This is a genomic window from Aliinostoc maniaoense, assembly GCF_058172895.1.
The window spans coordinates 1,760,040-1,778,677 of record NZ_CP187952.1; the positions used below are offsets into that span (position 1 = coordinate 1,760,040).

At 43.4% G+C, this 18,638-nt stretch carries 21 protein-coding genes; 14 read left to right on the forward strand and 7 right to left on the reverse strand.

Annotated features, from left to right (window positions below):
* Together ACPZ3T_RS07840 and ACPZ3T_RS07845 are read left to right on the forward strand one after the other, a co-directional pair.
* Positions 1-213 (forward strand): hypothetical protein, encoded by a 213-nt coding sequence (locus tag ACPZ3T_RS07840; RefSeq protein ID WP_490277429.1) that lies wholly within the window; start codon positions 1-3, stop codon positions 211-213.
* Positions 122-1,657 carry a phenylacetate--CoA ligase family protein gene (locus ACPZ3T_RS07845; RefSeq protein ID WP_490274972.1) on the forward strand — a complete coding sequence of 512 codons (1,536 nt, stop codon included), beginning with the start codon at positions 122-124 and terminating at the stop codon, positions 1,655-1,657. The genes ACPZ3T_RS07840 and ACPZ3T_RS07845 overlap by 92 nt, the downstream gene beginning before the upstream one ends.
* Here the strand turns inward: ACPZ3T_RS07845 and ACPZ3T_RS07850 are convergent.
* Positions 1,592-1,795, reverse strand: a complete 204-nt coding sequence (locus ACPZ3T_RS07850) for a hypothetical protein (protein ID WP_490274974.1) — start codon at positions 1,793-1,795, stop codon at positions 1,592-1,594. The two genes, ACPZ3T_RS07845 and ACPZ3T_RS07850, sit on opposite strands and share 66 nt — an antisense overlap.
* Positions 1,796-1,840: 45 nt before the next feature.
* Here ACPZ3T_RS07850 and ACPZ3T_RS07855 point away from each other — a divergent pair, with 45 nt between their 5' ends.
* Positions 1,841-2,998, forward strand: a complete 1,158-nt coding sequence (locus tag ACPZ3T_RS07855) for a DUF58 domain-containing protein (RefSeq protein WP_490274976.1) — start codon at positions 1,841-1,843, stop codon at positions 2,996-2,998.
* On the opposite strand, the gene ACPZ3T_RS07860 is transcribed toward ACPZ3T_RS07855, so the two are convergent.
* Positions 2,943-3,125, reverse strand: coding sequence for a hypothetical protein (locus tag ACPZ3T_RS07860; RefSeq protein WP_490274978.1), 183 nt, complete (start codon positions 3,123-3,125; stop codon positions 2,943-2,945). The two genes, ACPZ3T_RS07855 and ACPZ3T_RS07860, sit on opposite strands and share 56 nt — an antisense overlap.
* 242 nt (positions 3,126-3,367) lie before the next feature.
* Between ACPZ3T_RS07860 and ACPZ3T_RS07865 the strand changes: the two genes are divergently transcribed.
* The 7 genes from ACPZ3T_RS07865 to ACPZ3T_RS07895 all read left to right on the forward strand — a co-directional run bounded on the left by ACPZ3T_RS07865 (position 3,368) and on the right by ACPZ3T_RS07895 (position 8,596).
* On the forward strand, positions 3,368-3,733 hold the full coding sequence (locus ACPZ3T_RS07865) for a ferredoxin thioredoxin reductase catalytic beta subunit (RefSeq protein WP_490274980.1): 366 nt from the start codon (positions 3,368-3,370) through the stop codon (positions 3,731-3,733).
* Positions 3,730-4,122, forward strand: a complete 393-nt coding sequence (locus ACPZ3T_RS07870) for a DUF309 domain-containing protein (protein WP_490274982.1) — start codon at positions 3,730-3,732, stop codon at positions 4,120-4,122. Before ACPZ3T_RS07865 ends, ACPZ3T_RS07870 begins: the two co-directional genes overlap by 4 nt.
* A 417-nt stretch (positions 4,123-4,539) precedes the next feature.
* Positions 4,540-5,034 carry an LptA/OstA family protein gene (locus ACPZ3T_RS07875; protein ID WP_490274984.1) on the forward strand — a complete coding sequence of 165 codons (495 nt, stop codon included), beginning with the start codon at positions 4,540-4,542 and terminating at the stop codon, positions 5,032-5,034.
* Positions 5,035-5,062: 28 nt separating this feature from the next.
* Positions 5,063-5,791: an LPS export ABC transporter ATP-binding protein gene (gene lptB, locus ACPZ3T_RS07880; protein WP_490274986.1), complete on the forward strand. Its 729-nt coding sequence runs from the start codon at positions 5,063-5,065 to the stop codon at positions 5,789-5,791.
* Between the two features lie 214 nt (positions 5,792-6,005).
* Positions 6,006-7,121 carry an LptF/LptG family permease gene (locus tag ACPZ3T_RS07885; RefSeq protein ID WP_490274988.1) on the forward strand — a complete coding sequence of 372 codons (1,116 nt, stop codon included), beginning with the start codon at positions 6,006-6,008 and terminating at the stop codon, positions 7,119-7,121.
* Positions 7,122-7,146: 25 nt separating this feature from the next.
* Positions 7,147-7,287 carry a hypothetical protein gene (locus tag ACPZ3T_RS07890; protein ID WP_490274990.1) on the forward strand — a complete coding sequence of 47 codons (141 nt, stop codon included), beginning with the start codon at positions 7,147-7,149 and terminating at the stop codon, positions 7,285-7,287.
* 73 nt (positions 7,288-7,360) lie between these two features.
* On the forward strand, positions 7,361-8,596 hold the full coding sequence (locus tag ACPZ3T_RS07895; protein WP_490274992.1) for a hypothetical protein: 1,236 nt from the start codon (positions 7,361-7,363) through the stop codon (positions 8,594-8,596).
* A gap of 298 nt (positions 8,597-8,894) precedes the next feature.
* Here ACPZ3T_RS07895 and ACPZ3T_RS07900 read toward each other — a convergent pair whose 3' ends face one another.
* Positions 8,895-9,803 carry an alpha/beta fold hydrolase gene (locus ACPZ3T_RS07900; protein WP_490274994.1) on the reverse strand — a complete coding sequence of 303 codons (909 nt, stop codon included), beginning with the start codon at positions 9,801-9,803 and terminating at the stop codon, positions 8,895-8,897.
* A 33-nt stretch (positions 9,804-9,836) separates the two neighbouring features.
* Positions 9,837-10,277: a SufE family protein gene (locus ACPZ3T_RS07905; protein WP_490274996.1), complete on the reverse strand. Its 441-nt coding sequence runs from the start codon at positions 10,275-10,277 to the stop codon at positions 9,837-9,839.
* A gap of 29 nt (positions 10,278-10,306) precedes the next feature.
* Between ACPZ3T_RS07905 and ACPZ3T_RS07910 the strand changes: the two genes are divergently transcribed.
* On the forward strand, positions 10,307-10,519 hold the full coding sequence (locus ACPZ3T_RS07910; RefSeq protein ID WP_490274998.1) for a hypothetical protein: 213 nt from the start codon (positions 10,307-10,309) through the stop codon (positions 10,517-10,519).
* 1 nt (position 10,520) lies between these two features.
* On the opposite strand, the gene infC is transcribed toward ACPZ3T_RS07910, so the two are convergent.
* Together infC and ACPZ3T_RS07920 are read right to left on the reverse strand one after the other, a co-directional pair.
* Positions 10,521-10,955, reverse strand: a complete 435-nt coding sequence (infC, locus tag ACPZ3T_RS07915) for a translation initiation factor IF-3 (RefSeq protein WP_490275000.1) — start codon at positions 10,953-10,955, stop codon at positions 10,521-10,523.
* 417 nt (positions 10,956-11,372) lie between these two features.
* Entirely contained in the window at positions 11,373-12,881 is a 1,509-nt protein-coding gene (locus ACPZ3T_RS07920) for a phytoene desaturase family protein (RefSeq protein ID WP_490277159.1), read from the reverse strand.
* Between the two features lie 318 nt (positions 12,882-13,199).
* On the opposite strand from ACPZ3T_RS07920, the gene ACPZ3T_RS07925 reads away from it, so the two are divergent.
* Together ACPZ3T_RS07925 and ACPZ3T_RS07930 are read left to right on the forward strand one after the other, a co-directional pair.
* Positions 13,200-13,982, forward strand: coding sequence for an ABC transporter ATP-binding protein (locus ACPZ3T_RS07925; protein WP_490275002.1), 783 nt, complete (start codon positions 13,200-13,202; stop codon positions 13,980-13,982).
* Between the two features lie 16 nt (positions 13,983-13,998).
* Positions 13,999-15,390, forward strand: coding sequence for an MlaD family protein (locus ACPZ3T_RS07930; RefSeq protein ID WP_490275004.1), 1,392 nt, complete (start codon positions 13,999-14,001; stop codon positions 15,388-15,390).
* Between the two features lie 183 nt (positions 15,391-15,573).
* Here ACPZ3T_RS07930 and ACPZ3T_RS07935 read toward each other — a convergent pair whose 3' ends face one another.
* Positions 15,574-15,870 carry a DUF3288 family protein gene (locus tag ACPZ3T_RS07935; protein WP_490275006.1) on the reverse strand — a complete coding sequence of 99 codons (297 nt, stop codon included), beginning with the start codon at positions 15,868-15,870 and terminating at the stop codon, positions 15,574-15,576.
* Positions 15,871-16,104: 234 nt separating this feature from the next.
* On the opposite strand from ACPZ3T_RS07935, the gene ACPZ3T_RS07940 reads away from it, so the two are divergent.
* On the forward strand, positions 16,105-18,555 hold the full coding sequence (locus ACPZ3T_RS07940; protein WP_490275008.1) for an ATP-dependent Clp protease ATP-binding subunit: 2,451 nt from the start codon (positions 16,105-16,107) through the stop codon (positions 18,553-18,555).
* The last annotated feature ends 83 nt before the right edge of the window (positions 18,556-18,638 follow it).

The following is an 18,638-nucleotide window of genomic DNA, read 5'->3' on the forward strand; positions in this document are numbered from 1 at the left end:
GTGTGGGGGGAAAGATTTGTTCTCCACCATCCCACACCTCCCACACCTCCCACACCCTGCGCCATTCCCAATGCCCAATGCCCAATGCCCAATTCCCAATTCCCATTATTATTGACTAATTATGAAACCCATATTACGAGAACAGCAAGTAATCACAGCATGGGAAGATTTTGTGTCTACCCCTCTAGAGGATTTATTACAGGAGCATATTAATACTTCTGGCGCATCAACTGTTTTGGATTTGTTTCATGATGTAGCTGGTAATGTACCGGCTTATCAGGCATTTTTGGCAGAGAGGGGAATTGAGGCAGATAAGATTAAAACTTGGGAGGATTTTGAGAAAATTCCAGCGATCGCTAAAGAAAATTATATCTCGCGTTATCCTCTGGCTGATTTATGCCGCAATGGACGGCTAGAAGGTTGTGATATGATTGCGGCTTCTTCTGGTTCTACAGGCAAGCCTACTTTCTGGCCTCGGTTCTTCACTGATGAACTACAAATTGTTACACGCTTTGAGCAAATTTTTCACGATAGTTTTGCCGCCGATACTCAGCGTACCCTAGCAATCATTTGTTTTACCCTGGGAACTTGGGTAGGTGGGATGTTTACGACTAATTGCTGTCGTTATCTTGCTAGCAAGGGTTATCCTATTACTGTGATTACTCCCGGTAACAATAAAGAGGAAATCTTGCGGGTGGTGCAGGAACTAGGGGGGAATTTTCAACAGGTGGTTTTATTAGGATATCCACCATTTCTGAAAGATGTCATTGATACAGGTTTAGCTCGTGATATCGATTGGGAACGCTATCAAATTAAATTGGTGATGGCGGGTGAAGTATTCAGCGAAGAATGGCGGAGTTTGGTAGGTAAACGGGTAGGTTCTCAAAATCCCTGCTATGATTCTGCTTCCCTTTACGGTACAGCCGATGCAGGGGTACTAGGGAATGAAACTCCTTTGAGTATTTGTATTCGTCGTTTTTTAGCAGAAAATCCCCCAGCAGCTAAGGCTTTGTTTGGGGAATCTCGTTTACCTACACTCGTGCAGTATGACCCAGTTAGCCGCTTTTTTGAAGTGCAGAACGGGCAATTATTATTTTCGGGAAATAATGGTATTCCTCTGATTCGTTACAACATTTTAGATACTGGCGGCATTATTAGTTATGATGCCATGCTCCAATTTTTAGCAGATTGGGGATTCAATCCAGTGGAATATTTATCTAATTTGAAGGATGAAGACGGAATAAATCGCGTCTCTACAAGGGGGATTCATCAATTACCCTTTGTGTATGTTTTTGGCCGCTCTAATTTTACAGTGTCCTATTTTGGTGCAAATATCTATCCAGAAAATGTCACAGTCGGATTAGAACAACCTGTGATTCAACAATGGGTTACAGGTAAATTTGTCTTGCAGGTAAAAGAAGATACTGACAAAAATAGATTTTTATCTGTAGTTGTGGAGTTAGCACCAGATGTTGAAGCTAGCGAAGACAAACGGCAAGCAGTAGCAAACTCAATCCTTACCCAACTATTACGGTTGAATAGTGAGTTTGCTAACTATGTGCCGAAAGAATATCAAACGCCCGAAGTAATCTTAACACCAATGGGCGATCGGGAATACTTCCCCATTGGAGTCAAGCATCGTTACACCCGAAAATAGGGGATAAAAATTCAAAATTAAAGAATTGTGGGCATTGGGCATTGGGCATTGGGCATTGGGGTAAATATTTCTCCCTTGTCTCCCTTGTCTCCCCTGCCCCCTGCCCCCCTGCCCCCCTGCCTGCCCCTGCCTCCTCAAATCAAATAGTGTGAATTTCCATTAGTCTTGGGTTAAAAAAGAAACATGAAAATCATGAAACCCATCACTAACTGGTTAGAAATCCATGCTAGCTCCCCTGCATACACCGGTTGGGTACTAGCGGGAATTACTGTTTGTTTTTTTGGTGCAGCAATTAATACAATGGCTGGCTGGCTGTATGCGATTAGCGGCGTGAGTTTTGCTTTATTAGTGATAGCAGGATTTTTACCCCCGCGATCGCTCACTGGTTTATCTGTGACTCGTCGCCCGATTCAACCTGTATCCACTGGAGATGATTTAATCTTAGAACTAGAAATCCACAATCAAACTAAGCAATCTGTGAGTTTATTGCAAGTTGCAGATATACTACCTTTTGTTTTAGGAAAACCAGTACAAGAGGGAATTGAATCTATCCCTAGCCAAAAAAGTTACCGTTGGCTGTATAGTCTGCCTACCCAAAGCCGGGGTGTTTATCGTTGGCACAATGTGGAATTAGCTACAGGCGCGCCTTTAGGATTATTTTGGTGTCGTCGTCAGCATGACTGTGCAGCTACAGCCATTGTTTATCCTACCGTCTTACCCTTGACTACTTGCCCCCTTGTCGATGAAATTGGACAAGCAGAAAGTAACCGCAGTGAGTATCGTGGTAGACCTTTGCAGACATCAACATCAGGGTTAGTGCGATCGCTACGTCCCTACCGTTTAGGCGATCCCACCCGTCTCATTCACTGGCGGACTAGTGCGCGTTACGGTGAATTGCGGGTACGGGAATTAGAAATGGTGACAAGTGGAGAAGAAATCATTATTGCTTTGGATAGTGCTGCTAATTGGGCAGCAGAAAACTTTGAACAAGCAGTAATTACCGCAGCATCATTGTACTTTTACGCACAGCATCAACAATTAGATGTGCAACTATGGACAGCCGCCACAGGATTAGTAAGAGGCGATCGCTCGGTTTTAGAAACTCTCGCAGCAACCAGATATCATGAAGATGCCAACGACCTAGATTTTTATCAGCCGTTAATTTGGCTCACACAAAACCCTATCAGTATTTCTACCCTGCCTCAAGGTAGCCGTTGGGTAATGTGGCAAGATATCCAATCGCCAACAGCACAAATAGTAGTTAATAGAGATTATCCTGGCATTGTCATTGATCAAGAACAGGAATTGCGATCGCAGTTACAAAAACCTTTAGATTCATAAAGTTTTTGGGTATCGGGAATTGGGAATTGGGCATTGGGCATCGGGCATTGGGAATGGCGCAGGGTGTGGGAGGTGTGGGAGGTGTGGGAGGTGTGGGATAGTGGAAAACAAATCTTTCCCCCCACACTCCCCTCTCTCCCCACACTCCCCCTCCCTTGTCTCCCTTGTCTCCCTTGTCTCCCTTGTCCCCCTTGTCTCCCCTGCCCCCTGCCCCCTGCCCCCCTGCTCCCTGCCCCCTACACCCCTGCCCCCTGTTCCCCGTTCCCTTTTACATTTAAAAACTCAGCTTGGGGATATCTCCCCAAGAATACGCTAGTGTTACTGCGGTACAATGCAAAGAAATATTTAAATTATGAACTGCCGATCCCAATGATCTCATCAGAAGCGAACACAACATCAACTGATAAAAGTCTAGAGGCCATGCGCCACTTTTCGGAACAATATGCCAAGCGTACAGGAACTTTCTTTTGTGCCGAACCTTCCGTAACTGCGGTTGTCATTGAAGGACTAGCTAAACATAAAGATGAACTGGGTGCGCCTTTGTGTCCATGTCGTCACTATGAAGATAAAGAAGCCGAGGTGAAGGCTACATATTGGAATTGTCCTTGTGTGCCGATGAGAGAACGCAAAGAGTGTCATTGTATGCTATTTCTCACCCCAGACAACGAGTTTGCTGGAGAAAATCAAGAAATTTCTCTCGATACCATCAAAGAAGTACGAGATAGTATGGCATGAGTGAAACCATGCCCCCAGAGTATTGGCAAGGTGTAGAACAATTTAATTCTGGACAGTTCTACGCCTGTCATGACACCCTAGAAGCGTTATGGATTGACGCTAGCGAACCAGAAAAGACCTTTTATCAAGGCATTCTGCAAATTGCTGTAGCTCTCTATCATCTGGGTAATCGTAACTTGCGGGGTGCAGCTATTTTATTAGGAGAAGGTAGTAATCGTCTACGACGTTACCCATCTAGTTATGGTGGTATTGATGTAGATGAATTACGCCATCAGAGTGCAGTTTTATTGCAAGAAATACAAGTGATGGACTTAGATAAAACTAATACCGATAACCTGAGTGAAACTCCAGCCTTACCGATACCTCAAATTGTCTTGATTGATGATTGAGTGTTCAGTTCGTAGTGAGGACTTTAGTCCTCAGTTACGAAACCTACCCGAACACCTAAAATATGGCGTTGGTGAGTGAGGGTATAAATTTGTCTCACGTAGAGGCAAGCCAGTGCGTTGGGCGGCTCTGCCGACTTAAAGCAACTGGCGCGCAGAGTCGCAGAGAGTTTAAGAGAGGAAATTTAGAGAAGGAATCTCAAGGCCTTTAGTTTCGATTTAGCGATCGCAGAAACTTTGAGATTTAGTGAAGCGTCAAAGCTGTAGCCAGTATTTAGTCCAATTGAATTTCGATTGGAGCTTTTATTTATGGAAAAAATACTGGAGATAGATTATATCATTTATCAGTCATCACTCATCAGTAACTTGATCACTGTTGACTGTTAATATATCATCCACCATCCCAAATCTTAAATTGCTATGATGCCCTGCTATCAATCTTCATCAAGAATGCGCCGCCTGGGATTAGCTTTAGTCTTACAAGCTACATTCTTGGGGACTTTGGCCTTTCCCCATCAACTACAAACAGCTACAGCCCAAACACCAACAGGAAATCGTCCCCTGACTATCCGCTCTGACATCCAAGAATACGACGCAAAAAATCAGGTGATCACGGCGCGTGGTAATGTACAAATGTTGTATCCTGCTCGCCAAATTCAGGCTACAGCAACACAAGCCCAATATTTTAGCAAAGAACGCCGAATTGATTTCAGTGGTAATGTCTATATTTTGCAACAAGGCGGTAACAGCATCCGCGCCGAAAGGGTAACATATTTGATTGATGAAGGGCGATTTGTGGCCTTACCCCAATCTAATCGTCAAGTAGAATCTATTTATATGGTGGACGACTCAGAACTTAACTCTGGAAATAGTACACCTGCCCCCAAAACACCAACATTTAAGCCTAACAATTAGCATCAACCATTAAGACAGTCCGCAAATAGTGAAAATTGTTTTAGAAAATATTCACAAATCTTACGGCAAACGAGTAATCGTCAATCGCGTCAACCTTTCTGTAGCTCAGGGTGAAATTGTTGGCTTACTAGGCCCAAATGGGGCTGGTAAAACCACGACATTTTACATTGCCACAGGGTTAGAAAAACCTAATCAGGGAAAAGTTTGGTTAGATAATCTAGATATTACTGGATTGCCAATGCACAAAAGGGCGCGTTTGGGTATTGGCTATCTAGCCCAAGAAGCAAGTGTATTTCGTCAACTTTCAGTTCAAGATAATATTTTGTTAGTACTAGAGCAAACTAATGTACCGCGAAGGGAATGGTCAAAGCGATTAACAACTCTATTGCGGGAGTTTCGCCTAGAAAAATTAGCGAGAAGTAAAGGAATACAGCTATCTGGTGGAGAAAGACGGCGGACAGAATTAGCTAGAGCCTTAGCAGCCGGGAAAGAAGGGCCAAAATTCTTACTTTTAGATGAACCCTTTGCAGGGGTTGATCCGATCGCAGTCTATGAGATTCAGCATATTGTCGCACATCTGCGCGATCGCGGTATGGGCATCTTAATCACAGATCATAATGTACGAGAAACCCTAGCCATTACAGACCGCGCCTACATCATGCGCGAAGGACAAATCCTCGCCTATGGTACGGCTGATGAGCTATACACCAATCCATTAGTGCGGCAGTATTATTTAGGGGATAATTTTCAAGTGTAGAAGTATCGGCGACTGGGGGCAGGGGGCAGGGGGCAGGGGGAGACAAGGTAGACAAGGTAGACAAGGGAGAAATTTTTACGCCAATGCCCAATGCCCAATGCCCAATTCCCAATGCCCAATTAAGAATTAAGAATTACGAATTACGAATTAAATTATGGTTGCCAAAAATTTCCCCTCTTTTTACAGCCTGAACTCATTGCTGCCTTTTACAATTATGGATCGCTACCTTGCTAGCGAATTGTTACCTACGTTTTTATTTGGGGTGGGGGCTTTTTCTTCTATTGGTGTGACTATTGATGCAGTATTTGAGTTAGTACGTAGAGTTGTAGAGTCTGGACTATCGATCAATATTGCGATTCAGGTTTTTTTATTAAAGCTGCCTAATTTTATTGTTTTAGCTTTCCCCATGTCTACGCTGTTGGCCACTTTGATGACTTATAGTCGTCTGTCTAGTGAGAGTGAACTAGTGGCTTTACGGGGTTGTGGGGTTAGTGTTTATCGGATGGTACTAACGGCGGTAGTGTTGAGTTTTGTTGTGACTGGGATGACTTTTTTGTTTAACGAACAAATTGCACCTGCTGCTAATTATCAAGCTAGTCAAACCTTAAACGCTGCCCTTAAGTCAGATAAACCAACTCTCAAGCAACAGAATATTTTTTATCCAGAATACCGAGACGTTTTAGAGTCAGACGGCACGAAAAACCGAATATTGACACGATTGTTTTATGCTGACCAGTTTGATGGTAAGCGGATGAAAGGCTTAACTATTATAGACCGTTCCACGGAAGGTTTAAATCAAATTGTGGTGGCAGAATCAGCCGAGTGGAATGGCTCACAAAGTGTTTGGGATTTTTATAATGGCACAATTTATTTAGTCGCGCCCGATCGCTCTTATCGCAATATCTTAAGATTTGAACAGCAACAATTAAAGCTCCCCCGCACTCCCTTAAGTTTGGCAGAAAAAAGCCGTGACTATGGTGAGATGAATATTGCAGAGGCCTTAGAACAGCTAACTATAGAAAAATTAGCAGGCGATCGCCAAAAAATTCGTAAACTAGAAGTACGGATTCAACAAAAAATTGCCTTGCCCTTTGTCTGTGTGGTTTTTGGCTTAGTCGGTGCAGCAATGGGAACTATCCCCCAACGCACCGGACGAGGTACAAGTTTTGGTATTAGTGTAATTGTGATTTTTTCTTATTATCTACTGGGCTTTATTACCGGTGCTTTAGGACAAGCAGGCGTAGTTTCTCCCTTTCTCGGTGCTTGGTTGCCTAACTTTATTTTTTTAGGAGTGGGTACATTTTTATTAATACGTGTTGCTAAAAGGTAAATTTTAACGGCAGAATAGCCAATAGGTGACAAGGGAGGCAAGGGAGCGGGGGCAGGGGAGCAGGGGGAGACAAGGTAGACAAGGTAGACAAGGTAGACAAGGTAGAAAGATTTACCCCAATGCCCAATCCCCAATGCCCAATGCCCAATGCCCCAAAATTCCTTAATTTTGAATTTTGAATTTTGAATTGATATGCCCAATGCCCAATAAATACCTATTAAATTTACTTATATAAGATTATGCCAAATCGTCGTTATCCGCCGGCTTACTTACGCTATCTCAAAGCTAGATTAATGAATTTGGGACGACCTAGTTTTTGGGTAACAGCCATTTTTTTAGCTGTATTAGGACTGCTAATTCAAGAATATTGGGCAAACCCTAATCTATTCGGGCAAAGGCCAGATGCTGCCGGTAGTGCTTCAGATCCTCTGAGTGCTTCACTATCTCCTGAAGATCGAGCGATCGCAGCAGATATTGATAATTTACCACTATTGTTTGGTATAAATGAACAATTTAGTTTGCCACCAACTACAAATAACACCCAAGAAAATAACAATAAAAATTCGTCAGCTAATCTTGCTCTTAAACTACCATCTACAGAGCAAAAACCAAAACCTATTCCTAATATTGTCAACCCCATATCTCCCACTCAAAACCAGAATGTTTTTCTGTCACAAACCCAGAATTTATTACGGTTTGGAGCAACTGACAATAGCCATTTATTAGGGTTTAAATCCTTGGATTCATCGGCTCAATCAACAACAGCCACACCCAATACCCTAGGATTATCTCCAGAATTATTGAATCAAAATAATCAGAGTCAAAGTAATAACCAAGCTACTAATTCTTTAACAACTGTTGTTAACCCATCAAATAATCAAAATCTATCTCCTGTCAATGGTGGAATTACATCACCAACTAATACAGAAACGCTACCAAATACACTTATTAATAGCCCATTCAACCAAACTTCTTCACCCAGTACGAGAATCAATTCGCCTATAAATTCTACCCAAACAACTCAATATAATAACTTCAATAACGGTCAAAGTTTTTCACCTACTACGGGAATAAATACTACCACAAATTATCTTCAGCCTCGTATTGACAATAACTTAAATACTCAACCTCTTTCATCTAGTACAAATTTAAATACTATACCAAGTTACACTCAACCGAATACCATACAACCAGGCATTTATAATAACTCGAATAACGGTCAGGTTGTGCCGAACCAATCACAAATCACCACACCAGTTATTACACGGACATCACCAATTATTGGCCCCTATACTATCCGTAATCCTCAATCAAATTCTGTAATCAATACAGCCCCACTAGTACCTAACAGTTACGGTAATTCTATTTGGCAACAACCTAATCAAATTCCTCAACCTGATGTTCGTTTCACTCCATATACTACCCAACCACAAGGGCAAAATAGAAATGGATTTGGGCGTAATATTTACCGTTGATTAAGTCGCTAAGAAGGAATTAGTGTATATAGCGGTTTGCAGTTGAATGCTTCTACCATCTTGATCACACGCTTGTTTCGCCGTTTATCTCCCAAATCTTAAGTAACTCAATTCCCTTGCTGCCCATTTTTCCATTTTTTACACCTTCTATCTCCTCTCTCAAAACTATACCTATCAAGCCTTTCTCCTTCTTTTAAGTATTTTTACTTTCTGTTAAGAAAGATCCCGGTAATGGATATTTTTTAGAAAAAGGGGGCTTTACGCATCACGACTCGTAAATCCCAACCAAGGATCAGAACTAGGAGTCATAAATAATTGAGCGTATAGCTGCAAAAATCTCTGCTGGGTATTCCTCGTGCATTCCCAAAGAACCGGGAAGTACAACACTTCTCACCCCTGGAAGTGCAGTAATAGCTTCCATTTCGGCGCGTGATTTGGGGGGGCTTGATTCTGGAATCACTACCATGAGGGGAACAGATAAGGATTGTACAAGTTCCAGAAAATCAGATTGGTTGTGTACTGCGTCAATATTACCAGTAACAAAAGCCGCAGAAGCAAACCTAGCTCCTGGTTTTTGGGTTGATTGCCATTTTTTTTCTATGAAACTGGGTGTGAGTTTTGCTGTATCAACAAAAACATGGCGACGGTACATAAACCTTAAAAACGATGGTGTAGTGTTGAGTTTGTAGAGAATTTGACCGACAATAGGCGATCGCACTAATCCTCTAACTACACCAGCTAAAATTGGATTTGCCCCCATTGTTGGTAAAGGACCGCGCCAAGTCGGTGCAATTAAAACAATTTTTGAGAAAGTATCTGGTTGTTGTTTTGCTAATTGCAGCACATAACTCGCCGCATGACCAGCCGCTATCACAGTGATGGGGGTAGAAAAAACAGCCTGAATAAAGTCTTTGAGAAATTGCTGATAAATTGCTGGTCGATAATCTAGACTAGGGCGTGAAGATTGCCCAAATCCTGGCCAGTCTACGGCTACTACTTGAAACTGGGGAGCGAGTAGCCTAGCTAAGTCAGCCATTTCTTGACGGGTGGATACGCTGCTAAAAGCTGGCAATAGTAATAAAGGCGAACCATCGCCAAGAGTTTCATAAACAACGCGCAATGGTTGATTCTCCCATTGCCAGATATATTCCTGAACTACTCCACCAAATCCAGTAGGGTCATAGGTTGATAATAAACTAGTAGACATCGCACTAAATATTTGGTAGTTGTCACGATACTTTTAGTTTGGCAGGTCTAACTTACATTCCAACGCTTTTTTTTGCATAGTTTTAAAAATGTTGTAAAACCCATTAGCGCGGGAAGGGGTGAGGCTGACATTTAACCCGGTGGCTTGGATAAAATCTGGTGTGAGTTCAACAATTACCGTAGGTGCTAGTCCGTTTAAGCCTTCAATTAACAAGGCGAGTAATCCTTTAGTCAATTGTGAATCAGAATCTCCCTGATATGTCACCTGACCATCATTTAAAGTTGCAGTCACATAGACTTGGGAAACGCAACCGGGGACTTTATTTTCTGGGGTTTTATCAGCTTCTGGGAACTCTGGCAGTTTTTGAGCATACCAGATAAGTTGTTCATAGCGTCGTTTTGGGTCTGTCGCTCGTTGAAAACGCTGGACAATTTTAGCAAGAGCAGGCGGTAAAGAGTCTAAACTGGAAGACATCAGAGGTTTTATATATAATCGGTCTTCCTTTGAGTGTAGATTATCTTGAGAGCGATCGCCTTTTATGTGGTGATCAAATCCCCCAAGAACAAGAAGGGGAGCAGGGAGCAGGGGGAAAAATCACTCCACTTGCCGGTGTTAGCGGAGCGAACGTACCCCTCTGGGGAAGCAAGCTACGCCAAGCGTCTTACAGAGAAGTTCGGTTTGTACCTTTAGTTCCCCCTGCCCCCTGCCTCTTATAAATTAAGCAGGAATAACTTGAGCCACTAGTGAGCGTTTATCAAGAGACTGGACTTTACCTACTTGACTAAGAGCATTGACAATGCGCTCTAACATTTCTCCAGCCTGTTCACGGTGTTGATGTTCCCGACCTCGTAAACGAATCACAAACTTGACTGAATCACCTTTACTCAACCACTTAATAGCTTGCTCAATGCGTAAGTTGTAATCAGCTATACCTACATTCGGACGCAGCCGCACTTCTTTTACCGTAGGTTTAGCACTGTGTCCCTGACGCTTTTTCTTTTGATACTGAAGCTTACCATAGTTGACAATCTTGGCTACTGGAGCATCTTTACCTTCAGAAACTACAACTAAGTCAAGTTCTAGACTTTGTGCTAGCTGTAGAGCCTCCTGTGTATCTGTGAGGCCACGGTTATTATTTTCATGGTCAATCAAGAAGACTTGAGTTGACTTGATTTGTGAATTAATTAGTTGTTTTTGGATAGCGATAACGATTGACTCTCTTTCTATAGTTCAACACTGGACAACTGCCAGTAATGCCAATGTAACATAACCTGAGTTCAATGACCTCTCCCCAACCCCTAGGGTTAATTCATTGTAGTGAGAGAAAAATTAAACTAGAAATCATCCATACTCTGACCAGATTGTAGTGTGAGATGATTAGTAGTTTGATAACAGCATTAAAATGGATCGAAGACTATCGTACCGCAGGTGGAAAACGTTATCCATTATGGGTGATGTTGTGATTAGTGATATTAGGAACATTAAGTCAGTGCTACGGATATGCGACATTATCAAGGATAGTGTGAACAATGGAGAGGGGTTTCAAAAATAAGTTGCACATCGCGTAAGTTAATTACTTATTAACTCCACCATTTGCCCCAAATTTACCAAAGTATTCGCGCATAAAATCCCGGAAGCAGCGACAGCCGGCACACCAATTCCCGGTAAAGTGCTATCACCTACACGATACAAACCCTGTATAGGAGTGTGTGTACTAGGGAACATACCCTTACCTGCTGCGATCGCCGCTCCATAAGTTCCGTGATATCTTCGTAAATAATGAGCATGGGTTAATGGTGTACCGATGAGTTCTAATACTACACGCTCTCGAATATTAGGGATAATACGCTCTAAGGCACGGTATAAAGTTTGGGCTTTCTCTTGTTTCTTCGCCTCATACCCATCATTGCGTTCCCACCCAGCGTAAGGTTCGAGGGTGTAAGCATGAACTATATGATGTCCCTCTGGTGCTAAATTTTTATCCCACACACTCGGAATAGATATCATGCAAGTATTACCTGGTGTAGTAATATCTTGGCTAGAATCATGAACTACTACATGATGTCCTGTCAAATTATCTAAGCCATCAGCACGGATACCTAAGTGTAAGTGCATAAAACTTTCCACGACTGGAGTTTTTAAAGCACTGTCACGATAAGCGGCAGGCAAATCTTCAGGACGGAGTAAATTATTATAGGTATCCCAAAGGGTAGCATTAGAAATCACAATTGCTGCTGGCAAAACTTCACCATTACGTAAGCGCACACCCGTGACTTTGCCAGACTCTACCAAAATTTGCTCAACATGACACCCTAAACGTAACTCACCACCCCACCGTTCCAAGCCCCGCACCAAAGCATTAACAATGGCTGCACTTCCCCCCACCGGATACTCTACCCCAGCACGGGAACGCTCACCCAACATAAATGCTACTTCGGGGGTAATTGTGCCGTGGGCTTTTAAACCAGAAAGTAAGAAACATTCTAAATCAATCAGCCGCCGCACCCAAGGGTCTTTCACTGTAGCATCCATGACATTGCCTACAGAAGACTGCACTAAGAATAAGTAAGGTAGCATTTTCGCCAAAGAGGGCAGATAACGCTGTAATAACACTAAAATTACTTGCCAGTCTGAGCGCAATGCCAAAGTAGGTATACCTTTCATCGCGTCGTATAGTCCTAACAGGCGTTGTGCAAATTGTTGGAACTCCTTCGCACCTTGGGGTGTAATTTTGTGTAATTCTTGATGATATTGCTCAGGGTTGCTATAAACTGCAAGACTGGCTTCGGGGAAGTGGTAGTGTCCTAAAGGATCATAAGGTATAACTTGAATGGATTCACCTAAAGAATCTAATACCTGTTTGATGGGATTTAAACTTTTGTTATCGGTTAAACCGCAATAAAAGGAGGGGCCAGAATCAAATTCAAACCCACGTCGTTTAAAACTATGCGCCGCACCGCCAGCAATTGTATGACTTTCACACACAATTACCCGCTTACCATAACGCGCCAACAAACCCGCAGCGCATAAACCGCCGATACCGCTACCGATAACTATGATGGGGGACTGGGGGGACATGAGAGGGGTGTAGGGGTGTAGGGGTGTAGGGGTAGGCTGTTGACTCTGTACCTTTTTTGGGATTTTGTCCATGCAAAAAATGTGCGTAGTTACGATGGCTGAAACTGTGTTTTGAGAAGGCTTTGAGGCACAAATTAAACATCGCGTACAAAATTACTAAAAACCGCCCAAATTTTAACAAAGTCAACAGCCTAGTGTAGGGGTGTAGGGGGGAGAAGGGGGACAAGGGAGACAAGGGAGACAAGGGAGATTATATATCTAAATGCCCAATGCCCCATGCCCCATGCCCCATTATCAATTACCAATGACTAATTACTAATGACTGAACCACTAATTGAGTTAAAAGGTATTTCTAAATCCTTTGGGAATAACCGGGTTTTAGATAATGTAGATTTGACGATTTATCGGGGGGAGGCTTTGGGAATTATTGGCCCTTCTGGTACTGGTAAATCAACGATTTTACGGGTAATTGCTGGTTTAATTACTCCTGATGAGGGGGAAGTTTATGTGCAAGGAGTAAAAAGAGAGGGGTTAATTGAAGATGGTCATGATCCTGTGGGTATTGGTATGGTATTTCAGCAGGCGGCATTATTTGATTCGTTGACTGTGGAAGAGAATGTGGGTTTTTTACTGTACCAAAATTCTAAGTTACCGCGATCGCGTATTCGAGATTTAGTTAAAGAAAAACTCGATATGGTGGGTTTACCGGGAATTAGTCATCTCTACCCCTCGGAACTCTCTGGCGGGATGCGAAAACGGGTGAGTTTTGCTCGTGCCATTATGTCTAACCCTGATAACCCGGAAGAAGGGGCAGAGGTTTTATTGTACGATGAACCCACAGCCGGACTTGATCCTATTGCTTCTACAGTCATTGAAGATTTGATTCGTGACTTGCAAATTACGCAAGGTGTTTGTAGTACCTATGCCATCGTTACTCACCAAGATAGTACAATTCGACGCACTGCTGATAGACTAGTGTTCTTATATCAAGGTAAAGTGCAGTGGCAAGGTACAGTAAATGAGCTAAGTGACACAGACCATCCATTAATTAATCAATTTATGAGTGGGAGTGTACAAGGGCCAATTCAGGTTGTTGGTTAGTTGGGCAAAGAACAGTATGCGCGATTTGATCACCACTCGGTTTGCATCTCGACGAACATTAAGGGAAGGCTCAGTTGGTTTATTACTCTTACTGGGATTAGGAGCATTTTTAGTTATTATCTTATGGTTAAATAGAGTCACCGCCTCTCGCAATTCCTACAAAGCTATTGTAGAGTTTGCCAATGCTGGCGGTATGCAAAAAGGCGCGCCTGTCAGGTATCGGGGTGTAAAAGTCGGGAATATTTCTCGCATTGAACCTAAGCCAAATGCGGTAGAAGTAGAAATTGAAATTTCCCAACCAGACCTAATTATTCCGCGTAATGTGTTAGTAGAAGCTAATCAAAGTGGTTTGATTAGTGAAAGTATTATTGATATCACTCCCAAAGCATCTTTACCTACAGACACAAAAATTGCTAAACCTTTAGATAAGAATTGCGATCGCAGTTTAATTGTTTGTAATGGTTCTCGTCTCAAGGGACAAATCGGTATTAGTCTAGATGAACTCATCCGTAGTACCACGGAATTAGCGACAATTTATAATAATCCCCAGTTTTATCAACGGGTGAATAAACTTCTAGAAACATCAGCAGAAGCAGCTACAGGTGTAGCAGCACTCAGCCGAGATGCTAGGAGTTTGAGCCGAAGCTTTCAAGGACAATTAAATACATTTGCTTCTACTGCCAATTCCGTACAAAGAGCCACCAATGAACTGACTGCTTCTACAAAGAAAACTGTAGATCAATTGGGTGTCACCGCCGGACAATTTGGCACAACTGCAACTCAAGCCAATAAGTTAATTACTGACTTAAATAGCCTTGTCACCTCTAACCGTTCTACATTGGTGGGAACGTTAAACAATCTTGCTGAAACTAGTAACCAATTGCGTGTAACAGTTACCAGTCTTTCCCCCGCTATTAGTCGCTTATCCGATGGCGAATTACTCAAAAATTTAGAAACTCTTTCCGCCAACGCCGCCCAAGCTTCAGCTAATTTAAAGGATGCCACTCAAGCTTTAAATGATCCCAAAAATGCTGTACTACTGCAACAAACCTTAGATTCTGCCAGGGTGACTTTTGAAAATACCCAAAAAATTACCTCTGACTTAGATGAATTGACAGGAGATGCTACCTTTCGCAATAATTTACGGCAGTTGGTCAATGGTCTAAGTACCTTAGTTTCCTCTACAGACCAAATGCAAGAGCAAGTGAAACTGGCTGCAACCTTGGAGTCTATGAAAGCAGTCGCCACTAAACCACAGTTGGCACTTACCACCAAGCAACAAGAAAAACCCATTACCCCTAATTCGTCATCTCTATTAGTCGAAAGTACGGTTAACCCCCCTAAATCAGCTAATTCATCTCAAGAGAAACTATTGCAGCAATTACGGCAATATCGGAAGGGGGAATAGGAAATGGGGAATGGGGAATGGGGAGACAAGGTAGCACAGGAGATTTTACCCCCCTGCCCCCTACCCCCGGATTTCTCACAAAGGTGTGGGAGGTGTGGGAGGTGTGGGAGGATGGGGAAGAAATCTAGCCCCCTTTTCTCCCCACACTCCCCACACTCCCCTCTCTCCCCTCTCTCCCCCTGCCTAATTCCAATCCTGCTCCTCTCGCTTGCCACGACTTTTGTAAATGCCGCCAAGATCATGTAACTGGCGGGTTTTCTCGAATAATTCGGCTTCGGTTAAGCCCCATTGTTGCAAAACTTTATCTAAGTCGCTTTGTATGTCCCTCGCGCCTGGGAAGCCTTGATAACGGATTCTGAGTCTGGCTAATTCGGCTAAATTGTAGTCTGTGGCGGCTTGAGTTAGTAGAATATTAATAAGAGGGCGATCGCGGTTGTAAAGTGGGTGTTGTTGGTCTTTACTTCCGTGCTGTTCAGTCATACTTTATACTTTGGCTAGATTGTTAATTCATTCCAAGTCTAGAGCGAAAATCTACCAAGAAGCAGGATAATTAAAGATGACGGCTACCACACCTGAGTCCATACGGCTCTCACCACTGCCACCCCATCAAAGATAAAGATACATTATCTTTAAGAAAATACAAAAAAGTTTAGATAAGGGTGAATTTTATTTAGATCGCCCAAAGTCCAAGCAGCAAGGGAGCAAGAACCCGCTATGTTTGAACACTTCACTTCCGAAGCCATCAAAGTCATCATGCTCGCTCAGGAGGAAGCACGTCGCCTGGGACACAATTTCGTAGGAACTGAACAAATTCTCCTGGGATTGATGGGAGAAGGAACTGGGGTTGCTGCCAAAGTGCTGAATGAGTTGGGTGTGACTCTCAAAGACGCACGTCGGGAAGTCGAAAAAATAATTGGGAGGGGTTCTGGTTTCGTTCCACCAGAAATTCCCTTTACTCCTAAAGTCAAAAGTCTATTTGAGCAATCATTTAGAGAAGCGCACAGTTTAGGACACAATTACATCAACACAGAACACCTGCTGTTGGGATTAACCGAAGCAGGTGAAGGTGTCGCCGCCAAAGTTTTGCAAAATCTCGGTGTTGACCTGAGAAATGTACGGACGGCTGTAATTCGGCGTTTAGGTGAAGATCCAGTAACGGTTGGTAGTGGTGCTGGTAGTCCCAGACGCAACCAAAACCTGAGCATGGAGGAATTTGGCAGAAACCTCACCAAACTCGCCCAAGAAGGTAAGCTTGACCCGGTAGTCGGTCGTCAGAAAGAAATTGAGCGCGCCATTCAAATTCTCGGTCGCCGCACCAAGAATAACCCGGTGTTGATTGGTGAACCAGGGGTAGGTAAAACAGCGATCGCCGAAGGCTTGGCACAGCGTATCATTAACCAAGATGTCCCCGAAATCTTGCAAGATAAGCAAGTGATTAGCCTTGATATGGGCTTATTAGTCGCAGGAACTCGTTTCCGGGGCGATTTTGAAGAACGCATCAAAAAAATCGTCGATGAAGTCCGCACGGCGGGGAATATCATCTTAGTGATTGATGAAATTCATACCTTAGTCGGTGCTGGCGGAACTGAAGGCGGCTTAGATGCAGCGAACATCCTCAAACCAGCCTTAGCACGGGGTGAACTCCAATGTATTGGAGCTACCACATTAGATGAATATCGTCAACATATTGAACGAGATGCCGCTTTAGAGCGGCGTTTTCAACCGATTTTAGTGGGTGAACCCTCCGTAGAAGAAACCATTGAAATTCTCTACGGTTTGCGCTCAGTCTACGAGCAACACCACCGAGTCCAGATTTCTGATGAAGCCTTGATGGCAGCCGCCGAGTTATCAGATCGTTATATTAGCGATCGCTTTCTCCCCGATAAAGCCATAGACTTAATTGATGAAGCTGGCTCACGTGTAAGGCTACGCAACTCCAAAATTTCAACTGACAAAGAACTCAAGCGCAAACTCGCTGAAGTCACCAAAGCCAAAAACGAAGCCGTCAGAGTCCAAAACTTTGATAGAGCCACCGAACTGCGGGAGCAGGAAATTTCCCTAGAAGCAGAACTACAAGCCGCTTCCACAGAAAAAGCCATTCATCCCATCGTCGTAGATGAGGAAGACATCGCCCAAATCGTGGCTTCCTGGACAGGTGTACCAGTCAACAAACTCACAGAATCTGAGTCAGAATTACTCCTGCACTTAGAAGACACCCTCCATAAGCGGCTCATCGGTCAAGAGCAAGCAGTTACAGCCGTTTCTCGCGCCATTCGTCGCGCTAGAGTTGGCTTAAAGAGTCCCAACCGTCCTATCGCTAGCTTTATCTTCTCCGGCCCTACTGGTGTGGGTAAAACCGAATTAGCCAAAGCCTTAGCAACTTACTTTTTCGGTGCAGAAGATGCCATGATTCGGCTAGATATGTCTGAGTACATGGAAAGCCATACCGTATCTAAACTCATCGGCTCACCTCCTGGTTACGTTGGTTATGACGAAGGCGGACAACTCACCGAAGCAGTACGCCGCAGACCTTACACCGTGTTGCTGTTCGACGAAATCGAAAAAGCACACCCGGATGTCTTCAATATGCTGCTGCAAATTCTCGATGATGGACACCTCACCGACGCGAAAGGCCGCAAAGTAGACTTCAAGAATACCTTAATTATCTTGACCTCCAACATCGGTTCTAAGGTCATTGAAAAAGGTGGCGGCGGTTTAGGCTTTGAATTTGACAACCAACCAGACGCTAGTTACCATCGCATCCGCAACTTAGTTAACGAAGAACTGAAAAATTACTTCCGTCCTGAGTTCCTCAACCGGGTAGATGAAATTATCGTCTTCACTCAACTATCTAAAGACGAAGTCAAGCAAATTGCTGACATTATGTTACGTGATGTAGCTACCCGCTTGACTGAAAAAGGTATTGTCTTAGAAGTAACTGAAAACTTCAAAGACCTAGTAGTTAGCCAAGGTTATGACCCCAGCTATGGTGCTAGACCTTTACGTCGAGCAATTATGCGCCTGTTAGAAGACTCCCTAGCCGAAGCAATTTTGGCTGGTGACATCACTGAAGGTTGCACAGCCATTGTTGATGTCGATGATGATGGTCAAGTACGGGTACACCCCTCAGAAAAACGAGAGTTACTCTTAGCAAATGCGGGGTAAGTTGATGTAGTTGATGTAGGGGAGGCAAAAAGCGGTGTGGATTTTCCTCCCCACCGAACTTCAGAGCGGCGGCTTCCGCCGCT

What these genes read in the sequence shown, in the direction of transcription:
- ACPZ3T_RS07920 (WP_490277159.1), bottom strand. Translation starts at nt 12,881, where the DNA reads ATGTCCCCCCAGTCCCCCATCATAGTTATCGGTAGCGGTATCGGCGGT.
- ACPZ3T_RS07895 (WP_490274992.1), top strand. Translation starts at nt 7,361, where the DNA reads ATGCCAAATCGTCGTTATCCGCCGGCTTACTTACGCTATCTCAAAGCT.
- ACPZ3T_RS07935 (WP_490275006.1), bottom strand. Translation starts at nt 15,870, where the DNA reads ATGACTGAACAGCACGGAAGTAAAGACCAACAACACCCACTTTACAAC.
- ACPZ3T_RS07885 (WP_490274988.1), top strand. Translation starts at nt 6,006, where the DNA reads ATGGATCGCTACCTTGCTAGCGAATTGTTACCTACGTTTTTATTTGGG.
- ACPZ3T_RS07870 (WP_490274982.1), top strand. Translation starts at nt 3,730, where the DNA reads ATGAGTGAAACCATGCCCCCAGAGTATTGGCAAGGTGTAGAACAATTT.
- ACPZ3T_RS07865 (WP_490274980.1), top strand. Translation starts at nt 3,368, where the DNA reads ATGATCTCATCAGAAGCGAACACAACATCAACTGATAAAAGTCTAGAG.
- ACPZ3T_RS07930 (WP_490275004.1), top strand. Translation starts at nt 13,999, where the DNA reads ATGCGCGATTTGATCACCACTCGGTTTGCATCTCGACGAACATTAAGG.
- ACPZ3T_RS07940 (WP_490275008.1), top strand. Translation starts at nt 16,105, where the DNA reads ATGTTTGAACACTTCACTTCCGAAGCCATCAAAGTCATCATGCTCGCT.
- ACPZ3T_RS07875 (WP_490274984.1), top strand. Translation starts at nt 4,540, where the DNA reads ATGATGCCCTGCTATCAATCTTCATCAAGAATGCGCCGCCTGGGATTA.
- ACPZ3T_RS07900 (WP_490274994.1), bottom strand. Translation starts at nt 9,803, where the DNA reads ATGTCTACTAGTTTATTATCAACCTATGACCCTACTGGATTTGGTGGA.
- ACPZ3T_RS07925 (WP_490275002.1), top strand. Translation starts at nt 13,200, where the DNA reads ATGACTGAACCACTAATTGAGTTAAAAGGTATTTCTAAATCCTTTGGG.
- ACPZ3T_RS07855 (WP_490274976.1), top strand. Translation starts at nt 1,841, where the DNA reads ATGAAAATCATGAAACCCATCACTAACTGGTTAGAAATCCATGCTAGC.
- ACPZ3T_RS07845 (WP_490274972.1), top strand. Translation starts at nt 122, where the DNA reads ATGAAACCCATATTACGAGAACAGCAAGTAATCACAGCATGGGAAGAT.
- ACPZ3T_RS07905 (WP_490274996.1), bottom strand. Translation starts at nt 10,277, where the DNA reads ATGTCTTCCAGTTTAGACTCTTTACCGCCTGCTCTTGCTAAAATTGTC.